The organism is Comamonas sp. GW821-FHT11H03, from assembly GCF_058807955.1.
Genome location: NZ_JBXARF010000002.1, coordinates 656,645 through 671,501, shown reverse-complemented (window position 1 = coordinate 671,501; position 14,857 = coordinate 656,645). Strand labels below are relative to the sequence as shown.

The 14,857-nt window shown below is 62.8% G+C and carries 15 protein-coding genes; 5 read left to right on the top strand and 10 right to left on the bottom strand.

Annotated features, from left to right (window positions below):
* Positions 1-16 precede the first annotated feature (16 nt).
* Entirely contained in the window at positions 17-1,732 is a 1,716-nt protein-coding gene (locus AC1RTQ_RS07515) for a phospholipase D-like domain-containing protein (protein ID WP_492874871.1), read from the top strand.
* Here the strand turns inward: AC1RTQ_RS07515 and AC1RTQ_RS07510 are convergent.
* Positions 1,686-2,729 (bottom strand): tRNA dihydrouridine synthase, encoded by a 1,044-nt coding sequence (locus AC1RTQ_RS07510; RefSeq protein WP_492874870.1) that lies wholly within the window; start codon positions 2,727-2,729, stop codon positions 1,686-1,688. The two genes, AC1RTQ_RS07515 and AC1RTQ_RS07510, sit on opposite strands and share 47 nt — an antisense overlap.
* Positions 2,730-2,901: 172 nt before the next feature.
* Here AC1RTQ_RS07510 and AC1RTQ_RS07505 point away from each other — a divergent pair, with 172 nt between their 5' ends.
* Positions 2,902-3,513, top strand: a complete 612-nt coding sequence (locus AC1RTQ_RS07505; RefSeq protein ID WP_492874869.1) for a hypothetical protein — start codon at positions 2,902-2,904, stop codon at positions 3,511-3,513.
* 11 nt (positions 3,514-3,524) lie between these two features.
* Here the strand turns inward: AC1RTQ_RS07505 and AC1RTQ_RS07500 are convergent, their stop codons facing one another.
* From AC1RTQ_RS07500 to AC1RTQ_RS07475, 6 genes are all read right to left on the bottom strand, one after another.
* Positions 3,525-4,739, bottom strand: coding sequence for a methyltransferase (locus AC1RTQ_RS07500; RefSeq protein ID WP_492874868.1), 1,215 nt, complete (start codon positions 4,737-4,739; stop codon positions 3,525-3,527).
* A gap of 33 nt (positions 4,740-4,772) precedes the next feature.
* Complete coding sequence (locus tag AC1RTQ_RS07495; RefSeq protein WP_218242760.1) at positions 4,773-5,297, bottom strand: GNAT family N-acetyltransferase; 525 nt, start codon at positions 5,295-5,297, stop codon at positions 4,773-4,775.
* A 267-nt stretch (positions 5,298-5,564) separates the two neighbouring features.
* Positions 5,565-7,004, bottom strand: coding sequence for a coniferyl aldehyde dehydrogenase (locus tag AC1RTQ_RS07490; protein WP_492874867.1), 1,440 nt, complete (start codon positions 7,002-7,004; stop codon positions 5,565-5,567).
* Between the two features lie 179 nt (positions 7,005-7,183).
* Positions 7,184-7,540, bottom strand: a complete 357-nt coding sequence (locus AC1RTQ_RS07485; protein WP_302091946.1) for a hypothetical protein — start codon at positions 7,538-7,540, stop codon at positions 7,184-7,186.
* Positions 7,541-7,569: 29 nt separating this feature from the next.
* The gene (clpB, locus tag AC1RTQ_RS07480; RefSeq protein ID WP_492874866.1) at positions 7,570-10,182 is read right to left on the bottom strand and encodes an ATP-dependent chaperone ClpB; all 2,613 of its coding nucleotides are present in this window, start codon (positions 10,180-10,182) and stop codon (positions 7,570-7,572) included.
* Positions 10,183-10,630: 448 nt separating this feature from the next.
* A complete protein-coding gene (locus tag AC1RTQ_RS07475; RefSeq protein ID WP_492874980.1) occupies positions 10,631-11,092 on the bottom strand; it encodes a molybdenum cofactor biosynthesis protein MoaE in 462 nt (153 codons plus the stop codon).
* 53 nt (positions 11,093-11,145) lie between these two features.
* Here AC1RTQ_RS07475 and AC1RTQ_RS07470 point away from each other — a divergent pair, with 53 nt between their 5' ends.
* Positions 11,146-11,400 carry a hypothetical protein gene (locus tag AC1RTQ_RS07470; RefSeq protein ID WP_003057869.1) on the top strand — a complete coding sequence of 85 codons (255 nt, stop codon included), beginning with the start codon at positions 11,146-11,148 and terminating at the stop codon, positions 11,398-11,400.
* Positions 11,401-11,403: 3 nt separating this feature from the next.
* Positions 11,404-11,730 (top strand): hypothetical protein, encoded by a 327-nt coding sequence (locus tag AC1RTQ_RS07465; protein ID WP_302091949.1) that lies wholly within the window; start codon positions 11,404-11,406, stop codon positions 11,728-11,730.
* Between the two features lie 82 nt (positions 11,731-11,812).
* Here the strand turns inward: AC1RTQ_RS07465 and AC1RTQ_RS07460 are convergent, their stop codons facing one another.
* The 3 genes from AC1RTQ_RS07460 to AC1RTQ_RS07450 all read right to left on the bottom strand — a co-directional run bounded on the left by AC1RTQ_RS07460 (position 11,813) and on the right by AC1RTQ_RS07450 (position 13,491).
* The gene (locus AC1RTQ_RS07460; protein WP_492874865.1) at positions 11,813-12,400 is read right to left on the bottom strand and encodes a hypothetical protein; all 588 of its coding nucleotides are present in this window, start codon (positions 12,398-12,400) and stop codon (positions 11,813-11,815) included.
* A complete protein-coding gene (locus tag AC1RTQ_RS07455) occupies positions 12,397-12,747 on the bottom strand; it encodes a GIY-YIG nuclease family protein (protein ID WP_302091951.1) in 351 nt (116 codons plus the stop codon). The genes AC1RTQ_RS07460 and AC1RTQ_RS07455 overlap by 4 nt, the downstream gene beginning before the upstream one ends.
* 171 nt (positions 12,748-12,918) lie before the next feature.
* A complete protein-coding gene (locus AC1RTQ_RS07450; protein ID WP_419145828.1) occupies positions 12,919-13,491 on the bottom strand; it encodes a TetR/AcrR family transcriptional regulator in 573 nt (190 codons plus the stop codon).
* Positions 13,492-13,580: 89 nt separating this feature from the next.
* Here AC1RTQ_RS07450 and AC1RTQ_RS07445 point away from each other — a divergent pair, with 89 nt between their 5' ends.
* Positions 13,581-14,774, top strand: coding sequence for an MFS transporter (locus AC1RTQ_RS07445; RefSeq protein ID WP_492874864.1), 1,194 nt, complete (start codon positions 13,581-13,583; stop codon positions 14,772-14,774).
* The last annotated feature ends 83 nt before the right edge of the window (positions 14,775-14,857 follow it).

Sequence of the window (14,857 nt, the reverse complement as noted above, 5' to 3'; positions counted from 1 at the left end):
GGGTTACAAAGCAGCAATGACGGCTTCCATCTCCACATCGTCACGACTGCAGCCATTGCAGCGGCCAAAGTGTCTGGCACTGCTTGCCGGCGCTTTTATCGCGTTGCTGCTCACGGGTTGCGCGGCGTCGCTACCCAGGGACGTGGAGCGCCCCGTCAGCACCTCACTGAGCCAGCCCCAAAGCACCGAGCTGGGCCTGCTCGTCTCTCAGGCTCGCCCGGCCAGGGCAAAGCCAGATGCCTCGGCTTTTGCCTTGCTCTCCGGCCCCAGGCATGCCCTCAGCAGCCGCATGGCGCTGGTGGAAAACGCACAGAAGACGCTGGATCTGCAGTACTACGCCATCCATGCCGATCAAAGCACCGGGAGACTGCTGCGCGCGGTCGTGCAGGCGGCCCGGCGCGGCGTGCGCGTGCGCGTGCTTCTGGACGACTTCCACAGCACGGGGCCCGATGCGCAGGTCATGCGCCTGGCTTTTGTGCCCAATGTGGAGATGCGCATGTTCAATCCGCTGGCCGGCTCGCGCGCCTCCACCATCGGCCGGGCCTGGACGCTGCTGACCGACTTTCAGCGCGCCCAGCAGCGCATGCACAACAAGCTGTTCGTGGCCGACAACACCTTGGCCGTGATTGGCGGACGCAACCTGGGCGATGCCTACTTTGATGCCTCCAATGAGGGCAATTTTGTCGATCTCGATGTTCTGGCCGGCGGCCCCGTCGTCAAGGATTTGTCGCGCAGCTTCGACCGCTACTGGAACAATGTGCGCGCCTACCCCGTGCAGTCGCTGATCAGCGAGCCGGACCTGCTCAAGCTCAAGACCCAGTTCGACCAGGAAGACGCCAAAACCGAAGCCGCGCCAGCCCCGGACACCGGCATCGCCGAACCGGAGTCCGAAGGCGGGTCCATGAACCTGAACCAGATCCCCTGGATCTGGGCCCAGGCCATGGTGCTGGCGGACAGCCCGACCAAGATCCCCGCCGAAGGTGCGGAACGATCGGCCGCCAGCGAGCCCGCCGGAGCGGCCGTGTTCAAGGCCGACGACGCCTACAGCCCGCCCCCCTCGGCCACGCCGGCGCTGAATGCCGAATCGGTCGTCGATGGTCTGCTGGCTCTGATCCGCTCCGCCAGGCAGGACCTGCTGGTGGTTTCACCCTACTTTGTCCCGGGGACGGAGATCATGGACGCCTTTCGCGCCGCGCGCAGCAAGGGCGTGCGCATCCGGGTGCTGACCAACTCCCTGGCTTCCAACGATGCGCCGCTGGCCCATGCCGGCTATGCGCGCCACCGCAAGGCGCTGCTGGAGATGGGCATCGAGCTGCATGAAATGCGCAGCGAAGCGGCCAACGTACGCTCGGCATTGCGCGCAGGCACCACAGGCTCCAGCGGGGGCAGTGCCGGGGCTTCGCGGGCCATGCTGCACACCAAGCTGCTGGTCATAGACGGACGTCTGGTCGCCGTGGGCTCCATGAATCTGGACATGCGCTCACAGCTGCAGAACACCGAGATCGCCGTGCTGATCGCCAGCCGCCGCTTCAGCCAGCTGGCCGGCGACAGCATCGACGAAAGCCTGCCCGAAAACAGCTGGCGGGTGGATCTGGACCCCAAGGGGAAGCTGGTCTGGCGCGCCCCCCTGGACAGCGGGCTCAGGGACTCCTACTCGGAGCCCGATGCCAGCCTCGGACTGCGCCTCATGCTGCAGCTGCTCGGGCCTCTGGCTCCGGACAGTCTGCTTTAGGCGTGGTTTGCGGCCAAGCCCATTCCTGCTGCAGATCCCGCAGCGGCAGCGCCTGCACCCAGTCGCTGATGGCGCGTTGATCGGTCTGGGTGCGCACTTCCTGATAAGCCAGCTCGGCCTCGGGAAGGCGCCTGCGCATGAGATTGAGCCACTGCTTGAGGCGACCCGCACGCTGGCGCGGCTCCAGATCCTCGCAGACCATATACCAAAAACGCTGCACCTGGGGCACCAGCGCCAGCCAGTCAATGCCAGCGGCCGCCGTGCCACTGCCCTGCCCCACGGCGCGGCGCACAGCCAAGGCCAGACCCGGGTCAGCCACAATGCCGCGCCCGAGCATCAGATCCTCGCAGCCCGAAACTTCGCGGCAGCGCAAGGCCTCTTCCACAGTCCAGATCTCGCCATTGGCCACCACATTCACGCCCACCGCCTCACGGATGCGCGGAATCTCTTCCCAATAGGCCGGCGGACGATAGCCGTCCAGCTTGGTGCGTGCATGGACGACGATCTCACAGGCACCACCCTGCTCCATGGCCTGGGCGCACTCGATCATCAACGCGCGGTCGTTAAAGCCCAAGCGCATCTTGGCCGACACCGGCATCTGCGCGGGTACGGCACGGCGCACGGCGTCCACCACGCGCACGATCTGCTCGGGATCCTGCAGCAGCGATGCTCCGCCGCCATGGCGGTTGACCACCTTGGCCGGGCAGCCGAAATTCAGATCAATGCCCTCGGGCCCCAGGCGCGCCAGATTAGCCGCATTCTCGGCCATGCTGACGGGGTCGGAGCCCAGCAGTTGCGCCCGCACCGGCACGCCGGCCAGCGTCCTGCTGCCGTTGCGCAGTTCGGGCATGGTACGCAGATAGACCTTGTCCGGCAGCAGCGATCCGCTGATGCGAATGAACTCGGACACGCAGCGATCCGCGCCGCCCACCCGGGTCAGCACATCGCGCAACACAAAATCCAGCAGCCCTTCCATGGGCGCAAGCAGCAGTCTCATTTCAGATTCAAGTCAGATTGACCTGCAGCGCTTATTCAGAAAACGCCAGCAGCTATTAATTCAGAAGCAGTTGGCAAGCTTGGGCAGCAATGACGGGGCTATCCACTGCGAATTGACGCAGATTCACACCAGTGTCATCGTCAACTCATGCAATAGCGCATCCGCACTTGTAATGCGCCAGACAGAACCAGCCATGATTTTGCAGAAAACCGCCAAGGCCCAGGAGGAACTTCAGCCCGGATCGCGCCAGCTGCCGCAGCGCGCGCGCTCCCTGCTGTTGGTGGCCGGCGGCAAGAGCATAGAGGAACTTGCCGCCATGCTGGGCAGCGATCATGCCGCACTGGCCCGGCAATTGGTGGAGCAGGGATATCTTCAGCTGGTGCCAGCCAGCGCCTCCAAAGAGCGCAGCATGGCTACTCATCCAGCAACCTCTCTCGCCAAGGTTGGAGACGGCCCGGCCACACCAGCCCTGGCGCCAGCCGAGCAAGCCGCCAGCTCGGTGCCGGCCATCAATATGGCGGGCACGCGCATGTACTTATTCGATATGTGCGAACGCCTGTTTGCCAACCGCCACGAAGCCCTGGCCCAGACATTGCGAACCCAACTGCGCGAGGCCAGAGACCTGAACAGCTTGCGCAGCGCAGGCATCAGCCTGTTGGTGGCGGTAGAGGAATACGCGGGCGAAGAGCGCGCACATTCGCTGCGCGAGAGGCTGGCGGCCCTGCTGGCGCATGGGGAAGCCGCCGATGCACCCTGCCAGGAACTGCAAGGCGCAACGGCCTAGCAGCCTGGCTGTCAGCCTGCGTTGGCCAGACGCCAAAGCGAGGTCACTTCGGCAGAGCGCGCAATGTGCAGAGGGTCTTCTGTGTCCAGTACCTTGCCATGGTGCGGGCGGATATCGTCGCGTCCCAGCACCTTGAGGCCAGCCGCTTCAATCCAGCCCAGCAGCTCGTCACGCGTGCGCAGCTTCAGATGCTCGGCCAGGTCGGAGATGATGAGCCAGCCTTCGCCGCCCGGCAGCAGATGCGCCGCCAGCCCTTGCAAAAAGCCGCGCAGCATGCGGCTGTCTTCGTCATAAATCGCCTGATCGAGCACCGATGCCGCTTTTCCCGGCAGCCAGGGCGGGTTGCAGACGATCAGGCCGGCCTGCCCTTGTGCAAACAGATCGGCATGCTGCAACTGCACCCGGGAAGCATGACCCAGGCGCTGCAGATTCTCGCAGGCACAGGCCAGCGCACGCTCGCTGGTATCGGTGGCGACCACCGACTTCACGCCGCGCTTGAGCAGCAATGCCGAGAGCACGCCCGTGCCGACACCAATATCCCAGGCCTGCTCCAGACCGGCAGCGGGAATGCTCGCACGCGCCACCAGATCGAGATACTCACCGCGCACGGGCGAGAAAACACCGTAGTGCGCATGAATGCGGGCGCCATCCAGGGCAGGAATCTCCACCCCCTTCTTGCGCCACTCATGGGCGCCGACCACGCCCAGCAGATCGCGCAGCGGCACCAGCACGGACTGCGCGTGCGCTTCGGCCGGAACTGCGCCCCAGGCCTCGGCGCAGGCCAGGCTCCAGTCCGGAGCCCGGCGCAAGGCGCAATGCCATTGCACATCCAGCTCGATCAGGAGGCTGGCCAGCAAGCGTGCACGCTGGGCCTGGGACTGGCGGTACAGATGAAAAGCGTGGGGAAAGCCCGATGCGGCAGGGCTCTTTGCAGGGCTCTTGCGTCGCGACTTCTTGTCGAGTCTGCGGCCCAGCGCCAGCAACAGCTGACGCGCATTTTGAAAATCACCGCGCCACAGCAGCGACGCACCTTCGCTGATATGGCGAAACGCCGTATCAGCGGGCATGGTGTCATCGGCAACTTCGATGCGGCGGGGCTTGGGCAAGCTGCTTTCGCTGCGCCACAAAGCCGTATGAGCCTGAGCTTGCTCCTGCCATTGCAGCAGGTCGAAAGCAGATGAGGGAGCGCAGACCGAGGCCGCGAGCTTGCTGTTGGGAGACGTCACGGCCTGTCTTTCAGTGAGTGCTGAACGCTGCGATCAGCCGTTCAGAGGGCGCTTGACGCGCACTTCTTCAATCTTGATGCTGCCAATCACAGCCGTCTTGGCCGTGGACATTTCACGCTTGAAGCCTGCCATTTCATGGAAACGCAGGGCACGTTCGTTGCGCAGCGGAATCCAGGCTGTCACATTGGTGCAGCCTTCCTCCAGCAGACCATCTCGGGCGGCGTCCCACAGGGCAACGCCAACCCCTTGACTCCAGTGCGAGGGAGCTGCATAGATAGCCCAGATCTCGCCTGTGGTCTGGCGGGACTTTTCATCACGGGAACGGTCAAAGCCGACAAAGCCAACGATCTTGTCGCCGTCGATGGCGACCTGGACCTGTGGCTCACAGTATTCAATAGCTTCGCGCCAGTAAGCCTGGCGCTTTTCAACCGAAGACATGGCCTTCAGTTGATCATCGGGAACCAGACCTCGATAAGCCTCCAGTGCGGAAGCAGTATGGATCTGGGCAATCGCTTTTGCATCGCGAAGAGTAGCGGGACGGACCTGGATACTAGACATGGAAAAACCGGGGCAGAAACATGTAAGAATAGAAGGGCGTAATTGTCTACAGATTCAGAGTTTTGGCACGCGGTGCGATGGTTAGCCATTTGCTCAACTGCGGCTGTTCGCAATTTCTTGCTATGGCGCAGTCTATGTGCTATGCGCTCCACTAAGCAGAGCAGCAAGCCCGCAACCATCAATGGTTTGCGTCACATTTGATGACAAAGTGGCAAGCACTCAGGACAGCATCGAAGCGCTCAATCCCTGTGCGACGGCCAAGAAATTTCAGAGCCAGCGTCGTATCAGGTCCATCACCCGGTCGAACTTTTCCCCGAACGGCGGGTACAGCAAGGAAGTCGCCGCCCAGCGCGACTGCACGAAAACCGCCTTCTGGTGCACAAAGCGCAAAAAGCCCTGCTCTGCGTGATAGGCTCCCCAGCCGCTGTCGCCGACACCGCCGAACGGCAAGTTCTCGTGCGCCACATGCAGCAAGGTGTCGTTCACGCAGACGCCTCCGCTGACGGTGCGCATCAACACCGCATCGCGCTCGGCCTCGTCGTTGCCAAACCAGTACAGCGCCAGCGGACGCGGGCTCGCGTTGATGGCATTGATCACATCTTCAATATGCTCGTAGGAGATCACGGGCAGGATGGGGCCGAAGATCTCTTCCTGCATCAACTGCATTTCGCCCGTGGCACCGAACACCAGCGCCGGAGCGAACTGCCGCTCCACGGCCTCCCCCCAGGCCGTGGTGTCACCGTCCGCAGCGGGGGCAGCCGCTTCATGCATCCAGTGCACCTGCGCTCCCAGGCTTTGCGCCTGGCGCAGCATCTGCTTGAGTCGTGCCAGATGGCGCTTGCTGATGATGGCTGTGTAGTCCGGGTTGCCCGAGATGCGTGGGTACAGCTGTTGCACCGCCGCCTGATAGGCCTCGGCAAACTCCTGCTCCTTGCCACGTGGCAGCAGCACATAGTCAGGAGCGATGCAGGTCTGCCCGGCATTGACCAGCTTGCCGTAGGCCACCTTGAGCGCAGCGGCCTGCATATCGCAGTCCTGCGCAATGATGCAGGGCGACTTGCCCCCGAGCTCCAGCGTGGTGGGCGTCAGGTGCACGGCTGCCGCCTGCGCCACGCGCCGCCCCACGGCCGTGGAGCCGGTGAACAGCAGATGGTCGAACTGCAGGCCCGAGAACTGCGTGGCCACGGCCACATCGCCCTCGATCACGCAGAACTCTTCGGGCGCAAAGAACTGGGCGACCAGCTCGGCCATTTTTGCCGAAGTCTGCGGCGTCAGCTCGCTGGGCTTGAGCATCACGCGATTGCCCGCCGCCAGCGCCGTGATGGCCGGCGCCAACGATAGCTGCAGCGGATAGTTCCAAGGCGAGATGATGCCCACCACGCCCAGAGGCTGGCGCTCCACCCAGGCCTTGCCGGGCTGCAGCATCAGCGGCGTGCGCACGCGCTGGCGCTTGCTCCACCGGGGCAGATGCTTGAGCGTGTGCTTGAGCATGTTTCGCACCAGCATCAGATCCAGCATTTCGGTCCAGCGCTCGGAGCGCACACCAAAGTCCTGCTCCACCGCCGCGCACAAGGCCGGGCCATTCTGGTCCAACAGCTTCTGCAGACGCAGCAGCCTCTCCCGGCGCACCAGCAAAGGCACATCGACCTGCGTGCGGCTGGCTTGGTACTGCAAGTCAAAAATGCGGTGCAAGTCCATGTAGTTCATGCCTGTCTGAAAATCCCAAGATCACAGTCCCCACCATACCGCGAGACTGCGTAAACACAGCGTAAAAAAAGAGCCTGATGCAACACTGCACAGGCTCTTGTGTGTAGACCGCGAAACCAGCCTGCGGCCTTTTGTGCCTCACTGGCTCCAAAGTATGAAGCCTGAGCAAGGGCTTGTCATTACGACTCGTGCACCTCGCGCGGCTGCACATCGGTCACATCGCCGCTACCAGGCAGAACGCCGCGACGCCCGCGGGCTTCACGCCCATCCATTCTGGCGTCGGCATTGCCCGACGATTGCGCCATCCACTCGGCCCCCGATCGGTACACCGTCTGCCAGCCGGCAAAGGGGCTCATGGCACCCATGCTCATGGGCACCACGGGCTGGCCCGTGAGTCTGGCCCACAGGGCGCGCACGCCCCAGGCCAGGGCGATGAGGCAGGCCACGGCCATCAGGCACAGGAAGAACACCAGGCCCACCAGCATCAGCATGATGCGGACGGCCCAACGGGTTGCAGTGGCGGCGAAATCGTTCAAAGCAATACCTCTTTCTAGGGTTCGGGGCCTCAGGCAGTGCCTGCGGACTCGAACCGGAACACCCCGGGATCATTCACCGGGTCGACAGTCACAGCTATCGTACTCTTGGGCGGGAACTTTCCTTCGAGTAACAACTTGGACAGCGGGTTTTCAATACGCTGCTGGATGGCGCGCTTGAGCGGACGGGCACCAAACACGGGATCGAAGCCCACCTTGGCCAGCTCGGCCAGGGCTTGCTCGGACACCTGAATGCTCAGCTCCATCTTCTGCAGACGGCTTTCCAGCAACTTCAGCTGAATTCTGGCAATCGCCTCGATGTTCTTGGCATCCAGTGCATGGAAGACCACGGTTTCATCGATACGGTTCAAGAATTCGGGTCGGAAATGGTTTTTAAGTTCCCCCCAGACCGCGTCCTTCACATCATCGGCGTCCTCGCCCACCATGGCCTGTATCAGATGCGAGCCGATATTGCTGGTCATCACGATCACTGTGTTCTTGAAGTCCACCGTACGACCCTGGCCGTCGGTCAGGCGGCCATCGTCGAGCACCTGCAGCAGCACATTGAAGACATCGGGGTGGGCTTTTTCCACCTCGTCCAGCAGCAGCACGCTATAGGGTTTGCGACGCACGGCCTCGGTCAGATAACCGCCTTCTTCGTAGCCCACATAGCCGGGAGGCGCACCGATCAATCGTGCCACAGAGTGCTTTTCCATGAACTCACTCATGTCAACCCGCACCAGATGCTCCTCGCTATCGAAGAGGAACCCTGCCAGCGCCTTGCACAGCTCGGTCTTGCCCACGCCCGTGGGGCCCAGGAACAGGAAGGAACCCGTGGGACGGTTGGGATCGGACAGACCCGAGCGCGAGCGACGGATGGCATTGGCCACGGCGGCAATCGCCTCTTCCTGGCCCACCACACGCTCGTGCAGCTTGTCCTCCATATGCAACAGCTTGTCTTTCTCGCCCTGCATCATCTTGGCAACGGGAATGCCCGTGGCACGGCTGACCACCTCGGCAATCTCCTCGGCCCCCACCTGTGTGCGCAGCAGCTTGTGGGCGGGCGCACCGTCCTGGCCTTTTTCCTTGGCCTGGGCTTCATGCAACTGCTTTTCGAGCGCGGGCAGTTTGCCGTATTGCAGCTCGGCCACCTTGTTGAAGTCACCCTTGCGCTTGAACTCTTCAATCTGGATACGCAACTTGTCCACCTCCTTGCGGATTTGCTCGGAGCCCAGCGCACTGGCCTTCTCGGCCTTCCAGATTTCTTCGAGGTCGGCGTACTCGCGCTCCAGGCTTTCGAGCTCTTCCTCGATCAGTTGCAGACGCTTTTGCGAAGCCTCGTCCTTTTCGCGCTTCATGGCTTCACGCTCGATCTTGAGCTGAATCATGCGGCGCTCGAGCTTGTCCATCACCTCGGGCTTGGAGTCCATCTCGATCTTGATCTTGGCCGCAGCCTCGTCGATCAGGTCGATGGCCTTGTCCGGCAGGAAGCGGTCGGTGATGTAGCGATGGCTCAGCTCTGCTGCAGCAACGATAGCGGGGTCCGTAATGTCGACGTTGTGGTGCGCCTCATACTTCACCTGCAAACCGCGCAGGATGGCGATGGTGTCTTCGACCGAAGGCTCGTCCACGATCACCTTCTGGAAACGGCGCTCCAGCGCGGCATCCTTTTCGATGTATTTGCGGTACTCGTCCAGCGTGGTCGCACCCACGCAGTGCAGCTCGCCGCGCGCCAGGGCGGGCTTGAGCATATTGCCCGCATCCATGGCGCCGTCGGCCTTGCCGGCACCCACCATGGTGTGGATTTCGTCGATGAACAGGATGACTCGCCCTTCTTCCTGGGCCAGCTCCTTGAGCACGGATTTGAGGCGTTCCTCAAAGTCACCTCGATATTTGGCACCGGCCAGCAGGCCCGCCATGTCCAGCGACAGCACGCGCTTGTTCTGCAGACTCTCGGGCACTTCGCCGGCCACGATGCGCTGGGCCAGGCCCTCGACAATGGCGGTCTTACCCACGCCGGGCTCGCCGATGAGCACGGGGTTGTTCTTGCTGCGCCGCTGCAGCACCTGGATGGCGCGGCGGATTTCGTCGTCGCGGCCGATCACCGGATCAAGCTTGCCGCTGCGGGCGCGCTCGGTCAGGTCCATGGTGTATTTCTTCAGCGCTTCGCGCTGGCCTTCGGCTTCTGCACTGTCCACGTTCTGCCCTCCTCGTACCGCATTGATGGCGGCTTCCAGGCTGGATTTGCTCACGCCGCTTTGCTTGAGCAAGGCCCCGGCACGCGTGGCCGAGCCTGCGGCGTCAGCCAGCGCCAGCAGGAACAGCTCACTGGCGATGAACTGGTCGCCGCGCTTGAGCGCTTCCTTTTCGGTCGCCTGCAGCAGGCGGGCCAGCTCGGAGCCTACCTGCACATCGCCTTGCTGCTGCACGCGCGGCAGGTCAGCCATGGCCTGCTCGGCCAGGTTCTTGAGTTGCTGCACATTGCCGCCGGCGCGCTGCAGCAGCGCACGCGGGCCGTCATCCTGGCGCAGCATGGCCACCAGAAGGTGCAAGGGGTCGATGCTGGATTGGTCGGCACCGAGCGCAAGAGACTGCGCGTCGGCCAAGGCTTCTTGGAATTTGGTCGTCAGTTTGTCAATTCGCATGGTGTGTCGCTTTCGCTCCATATCAATGTCATTGCGATTTATCTGATAGCCGTGCGGGTATTTTCAAGACCAGAGCCCGCAACAAAGCGGCAAGACGGCTTCAAGCGCGACCTTGTTTGCGCAGGATCAAACGGTGCATCTGCACGCATGCCACACCCGAGCATGGCGCGCCCAGCCATACCGCCGTGTAGGAGCAAGCCCACAATGCACCCGACTTCAGCAAGCCGGATCAGCCGGTTCCACGCTCGTAAACGAGCGATACAGTTCATCAAAAACCATAGCTGCTAGTGCTTGATAGATAAGGGTTGAAGGCCTTTATTCATAGAATTTCGTCCAGCACAGTTAGGCAACCGCCACCATACAAGCCCGCTCACCAGGCAAGAACCAGCATTGAGAGAGCCGCCCGACAACGGGGCTCCGTCCCGCCCATGGCAAGCCGAACAGTGCCTTAACGGGTCCAGCGCGCCAGCGCCTGCTCGTCACTGATGCGAGCATCCACCCAGCGTGCGCCCTGCTCGGTCTGCTCTTTTTTCCAGAACGGCGCTTCGGACTTCAGATAGTCCATGATGTATTCGCAGGCCTCGAAGGATTTGCCGCGGTGGGCACTGGTCACGGCCACCAGCACGATCTGGTCCATGGGCTGCAGCAGCCCGATACGATGAATCACGCGCGCGCCATAGATACCAAAGCGCGTCACGGCCTTGTCGATGATGGCCTCGATCGACTTCTCGGTCATGCCGGGGTAATGCTCAAGCTCCATGCTGGAGACGGCATCGCCCTCGTTGCAGTCGCGCACCGTGCCGACAAAGCTGCAGACCGCGCCCACGCGTGCATCGCCGGCGCGCAGGGCGGCAATCTCGGCCGAGAGGTCAAAGTCCTTGGTCTGAATGGATACACGTGCTGCAGTCATGCCTGCATTGTCGCAGGCCAGCATGGGCATGTCTGGCGCATTAGCATTGCGCCATGGCCACACAAACCATCAATCTGCCAGAGTACACGCTGTACCCCTCTCCGCGCAATGAGCACCGGATGATTTTCGAGTTCCAGCTCTTTGTGCCCTATCCCTATGAGCTGATCCACCTGCCCGACTACAACTTCAAGGGCAAGGCCACGCTGTTTGCCGCCCACCGCAAGCGCGACAACAAATCGGGTCAGCTCATCACCTGCGAGCTGGCCGTGGACATCGAGCGTTTCGAGCGCCTGTTCGAGCCAAGCTAAGCCATGGACGACACCAGCCAGATTCAGCCGCCGCCCAGCTTTGCCGAGCTGTTTCGCACGCGCAGCGGCAAGCTGTCCGCCCCGATTGCCGAGGTCGTCGCACGCTATGAGCTGTGCGAAGACCTGGCAAGCCATCTGACCGAGCAGGCACAGACGCTCTATCACTCGGGCAATTCCTCCGAAGAGCAGGTGCTGCTGGGCATGCATGCGGGCCTGGCTGCGGAGGGCTCGGTCGTCACGGCGCTTGAAGCGGTCTGGATCGTTCAGCGCCTGGCCGAGCTGCTGGAATGGCGTGCACCGCAGTTCCCCATTCCTGCAGACCCGGCCTGAAAACCCGGACAGAACCGATTTTCAGCGCTGTCAGAGCAGCATTATTCGGCCTAATTTCAGGAGCCCTCCGCTCTGGAGCAGATCAGAAGGCCCCGGCAGGCGCATGCAGCCGCTGCCAGGCCAAGGCCCGCCAGGCAGGCGTTCCATAGCCAGCGACCAGATCTCGCCCTATGGCGGCCCAGGCCGGGTCGGCCGCGCTCAAGCCCAAGGCCTCAATGAACGGCGCTTGCACGATGAAGCACTGGCGCCGATAAGGCAGCAAAAAACCATCCACCTGCTGTGCGAGCACGCTGCGCGCCTGTGCGTACTCGCTGAACCAGATGTGCAAAAGAATGCCGCTACGCGGCACATGCCAGAAGCTGCCCATGTCATCACCGGCAGCCGCCAGCGCTCCCAGCACCAGACGCGCCTGCTCCCAGCCGGCAAAGCCGACATCGCGCGCCGCCTGATGCAAGTGGTCGCGCAATGAGGCCGAGCCCGCAGAACCCTCGCGCCGCGCGCGGCTCAAGCGCACGCGGGCACGCACCTTGATCTCGTCGACCAGGGCCTGCGGCGACAGGAATCCTGAAACAGAACTGGCCCCCATGGCCGGACCCGACGGGTCAATGGCTACAGCGTCATCGGGCAGCGCTTGGCCTGCGCTCATGGCATTCACGGCTTCGCGGCTCATGGCTGCACCCCTTGCAGCTCTTGCTGCCACAGGGACAGCAGAGCCTGAAGTTCGGCGTCATAGTCGAACAAGGGATCCTCGCGCTCCTTCACGCGGTCCAGTACTTCAAAACGAAATGCCTGCGCGCCATGGCGCGCCCAGGCCTGGGCCAGGGCCACATCGCGCCGGGAGCCATTGCTCAGCTCGAACCGCAGGCGGTTGAGTATTGCGTCCACATTGCGGCTGGCACCCAGGCGCAGCAGGTCGGCGGCATCGCAGCGCACCGCGTAGATGCCCATGGCGGGAAACGCCTGTTTGTAGTCCCGCGTCAGCGCGCGCCGCGCCTGGGGATGAAGAGATGAAGTCATGACAGTGCTCCAGGTTGCATCGGAGCCTCCCGCGCTGGGCCCGTAAAACAACCATGGTCTGACAGAACATCGACATCGAGCGTGAACACGCCGCCTAAAGCAAGGGTGAGAGCCTCTTGTGCGGGCAGGCGCCCCTTTGCATCTGTGAGCCGCGATTCTAGAGCAAGAGCCTCAGAGCCGTGCAGGTTTCAGTTGCTCGACCAGCTTGCGTCCGAAAGCCACATCGGGCTGCAGACCGTAAAGAATGCGATAGACGATGGGTGCCACCAACTGGTCCAGCATGGTGTCCACATCGGGACCCGACTCGCCACGCGCCCGGGCCCGGCTCAGCACTATGCCAAGCTGGTCGCGGATGATGTCCACGCAGGCGCAGGTCACCTGGTCTTCCTGGGTCGCCACCAAGGTATCGCGCAGCAAAGTGCGCCCCAGGGGCGAACCCATTTCCTCGATGTATTGCTCGGTCCAGGCCTGCAGATCGCCATGCAGGCTGCCCGTGTCCGCAGGCTCGGCAATGGGACGGATGCGCTCCAGCGCCACATCGGCCAGCAACTGCGGCAGATCGCCCCAGCGGCGGTACAGCGTGGAAGGCGTCACTCCGGCTTCGGTGGCGATCAGGGGGAAGGTGAGCTCCTCGCGCGGCATGCGCTCCAGCAGTTTCCTCACCGCCTGATGCACGCTGGCCTGTACACGGGAGCTGCGCCCGCCCGGCCGGGATTGGACTGGGTCTTTTGCAATCATGGTCATTAAAGCTAAATATTTGCGTTAGTTGGAAACTAACGCAGAATACGCAAACGCAAAAAATTTGCTTTTATGGTAGCGGAGCCTGCTTTTCCATGCCCACATCCTCTATATCCCTGACTGCCGCGTCCACCACCCGCAGCATGGCCGCCGTCGCGCTGACCCTGGCCAGCTTTCTGGCCGCCTCCAGCGCTCCAACGCCCTTGTATCGGCTCTACCAGCAGGCCTGGGGCTTTTCTTCGGGCATGCTGACCCTGATCTTTGCGGTCTATGCCTTCAGTCTGCTCGTCGCCCTGCTCACCATGGGCGCACTGTCCGATTACCTGGGCCGGCGCCCCGTCATTCTTGCCGCCCTGGGACTGGAGGCAATCTCCATGCTGATGTTCGCCCATGCACAGGATGCGCAAGCCCTGCTCTGGTCGCGCGTGGTGCAGGGCTTTGCCACCGGCATGGCCAGCGCAGCCCTGGGCGCGACCCTGCTCGATCTGGACCGCGAACGCGGTGCGCTGATCAATACGCTGTCTCCCATGCTGGGTATGGCAGCCGGGGTGTTCGGTGCCAACCAGCTGGCAAGCCACGGTCACGACGGGCTGCACCAGATCTACTGGTGGCTGCTGCTGGTATTTGCGGCATCGGCCTGGGCCATTGCAGTGATGCCTGAAACCGTCAGCCGCCGCAGCGGGGCTGCGGCCTCCATGCGCCCTCGCATCCGCCTTCCCCCGCATATCCGCCCGGCGTTCATGCGCATGGCACCGCTGGATATTGCCGCCTGGGCGCTGGTGGGCTTTTATCTCTCGCTAGGCCCCACCCTGCTGCGCGTGATCACCGGCTCCACCCTGATGGCAGGCCTGGCAGTGTGCATCAACACTCTGAGCGCCGCAGCGGCCATCTGGCTGCTTCGCCACTGGACGGCCCAGCGCATGCTGCGCTTTGGTGGTTCGGTTCTGCCGCTGGGCATTGTGATTTTGCTACTGGGCGTGGCCAGCCACAGCCTGACGCTGATGGTGGCCGCCTCCATCATTGCCGGTGCGGGCTTTGGTGTGGGCTTTCAAGGGGCGCTGCGCAGCGTGCTGCCACTGGCCGAGCCGCATGAACGCGGCGGCCTGCTGTCCACCATCTATGTGCTGAGCTATCTGGCCTTCAGCCTGCCTGCCATTGCGGCAGGCCTGCTGACCCAGAGCCTGGGGCTGGTGCCCACTACCTATGGCTATGGTGTGATGCTGATTGTGCTGGGATTGCTGGCACTGGCTGCTACAAGGCAGAAAGCGGTCACCCTGCATGGCGCATAAGATGTGCGCTGCGGCTTTGCTCTGTATTGCCTGACTCATTCTCCCCCGAGCTTCATCAAAAAAGCCGTGCAGCTGACGCAGCA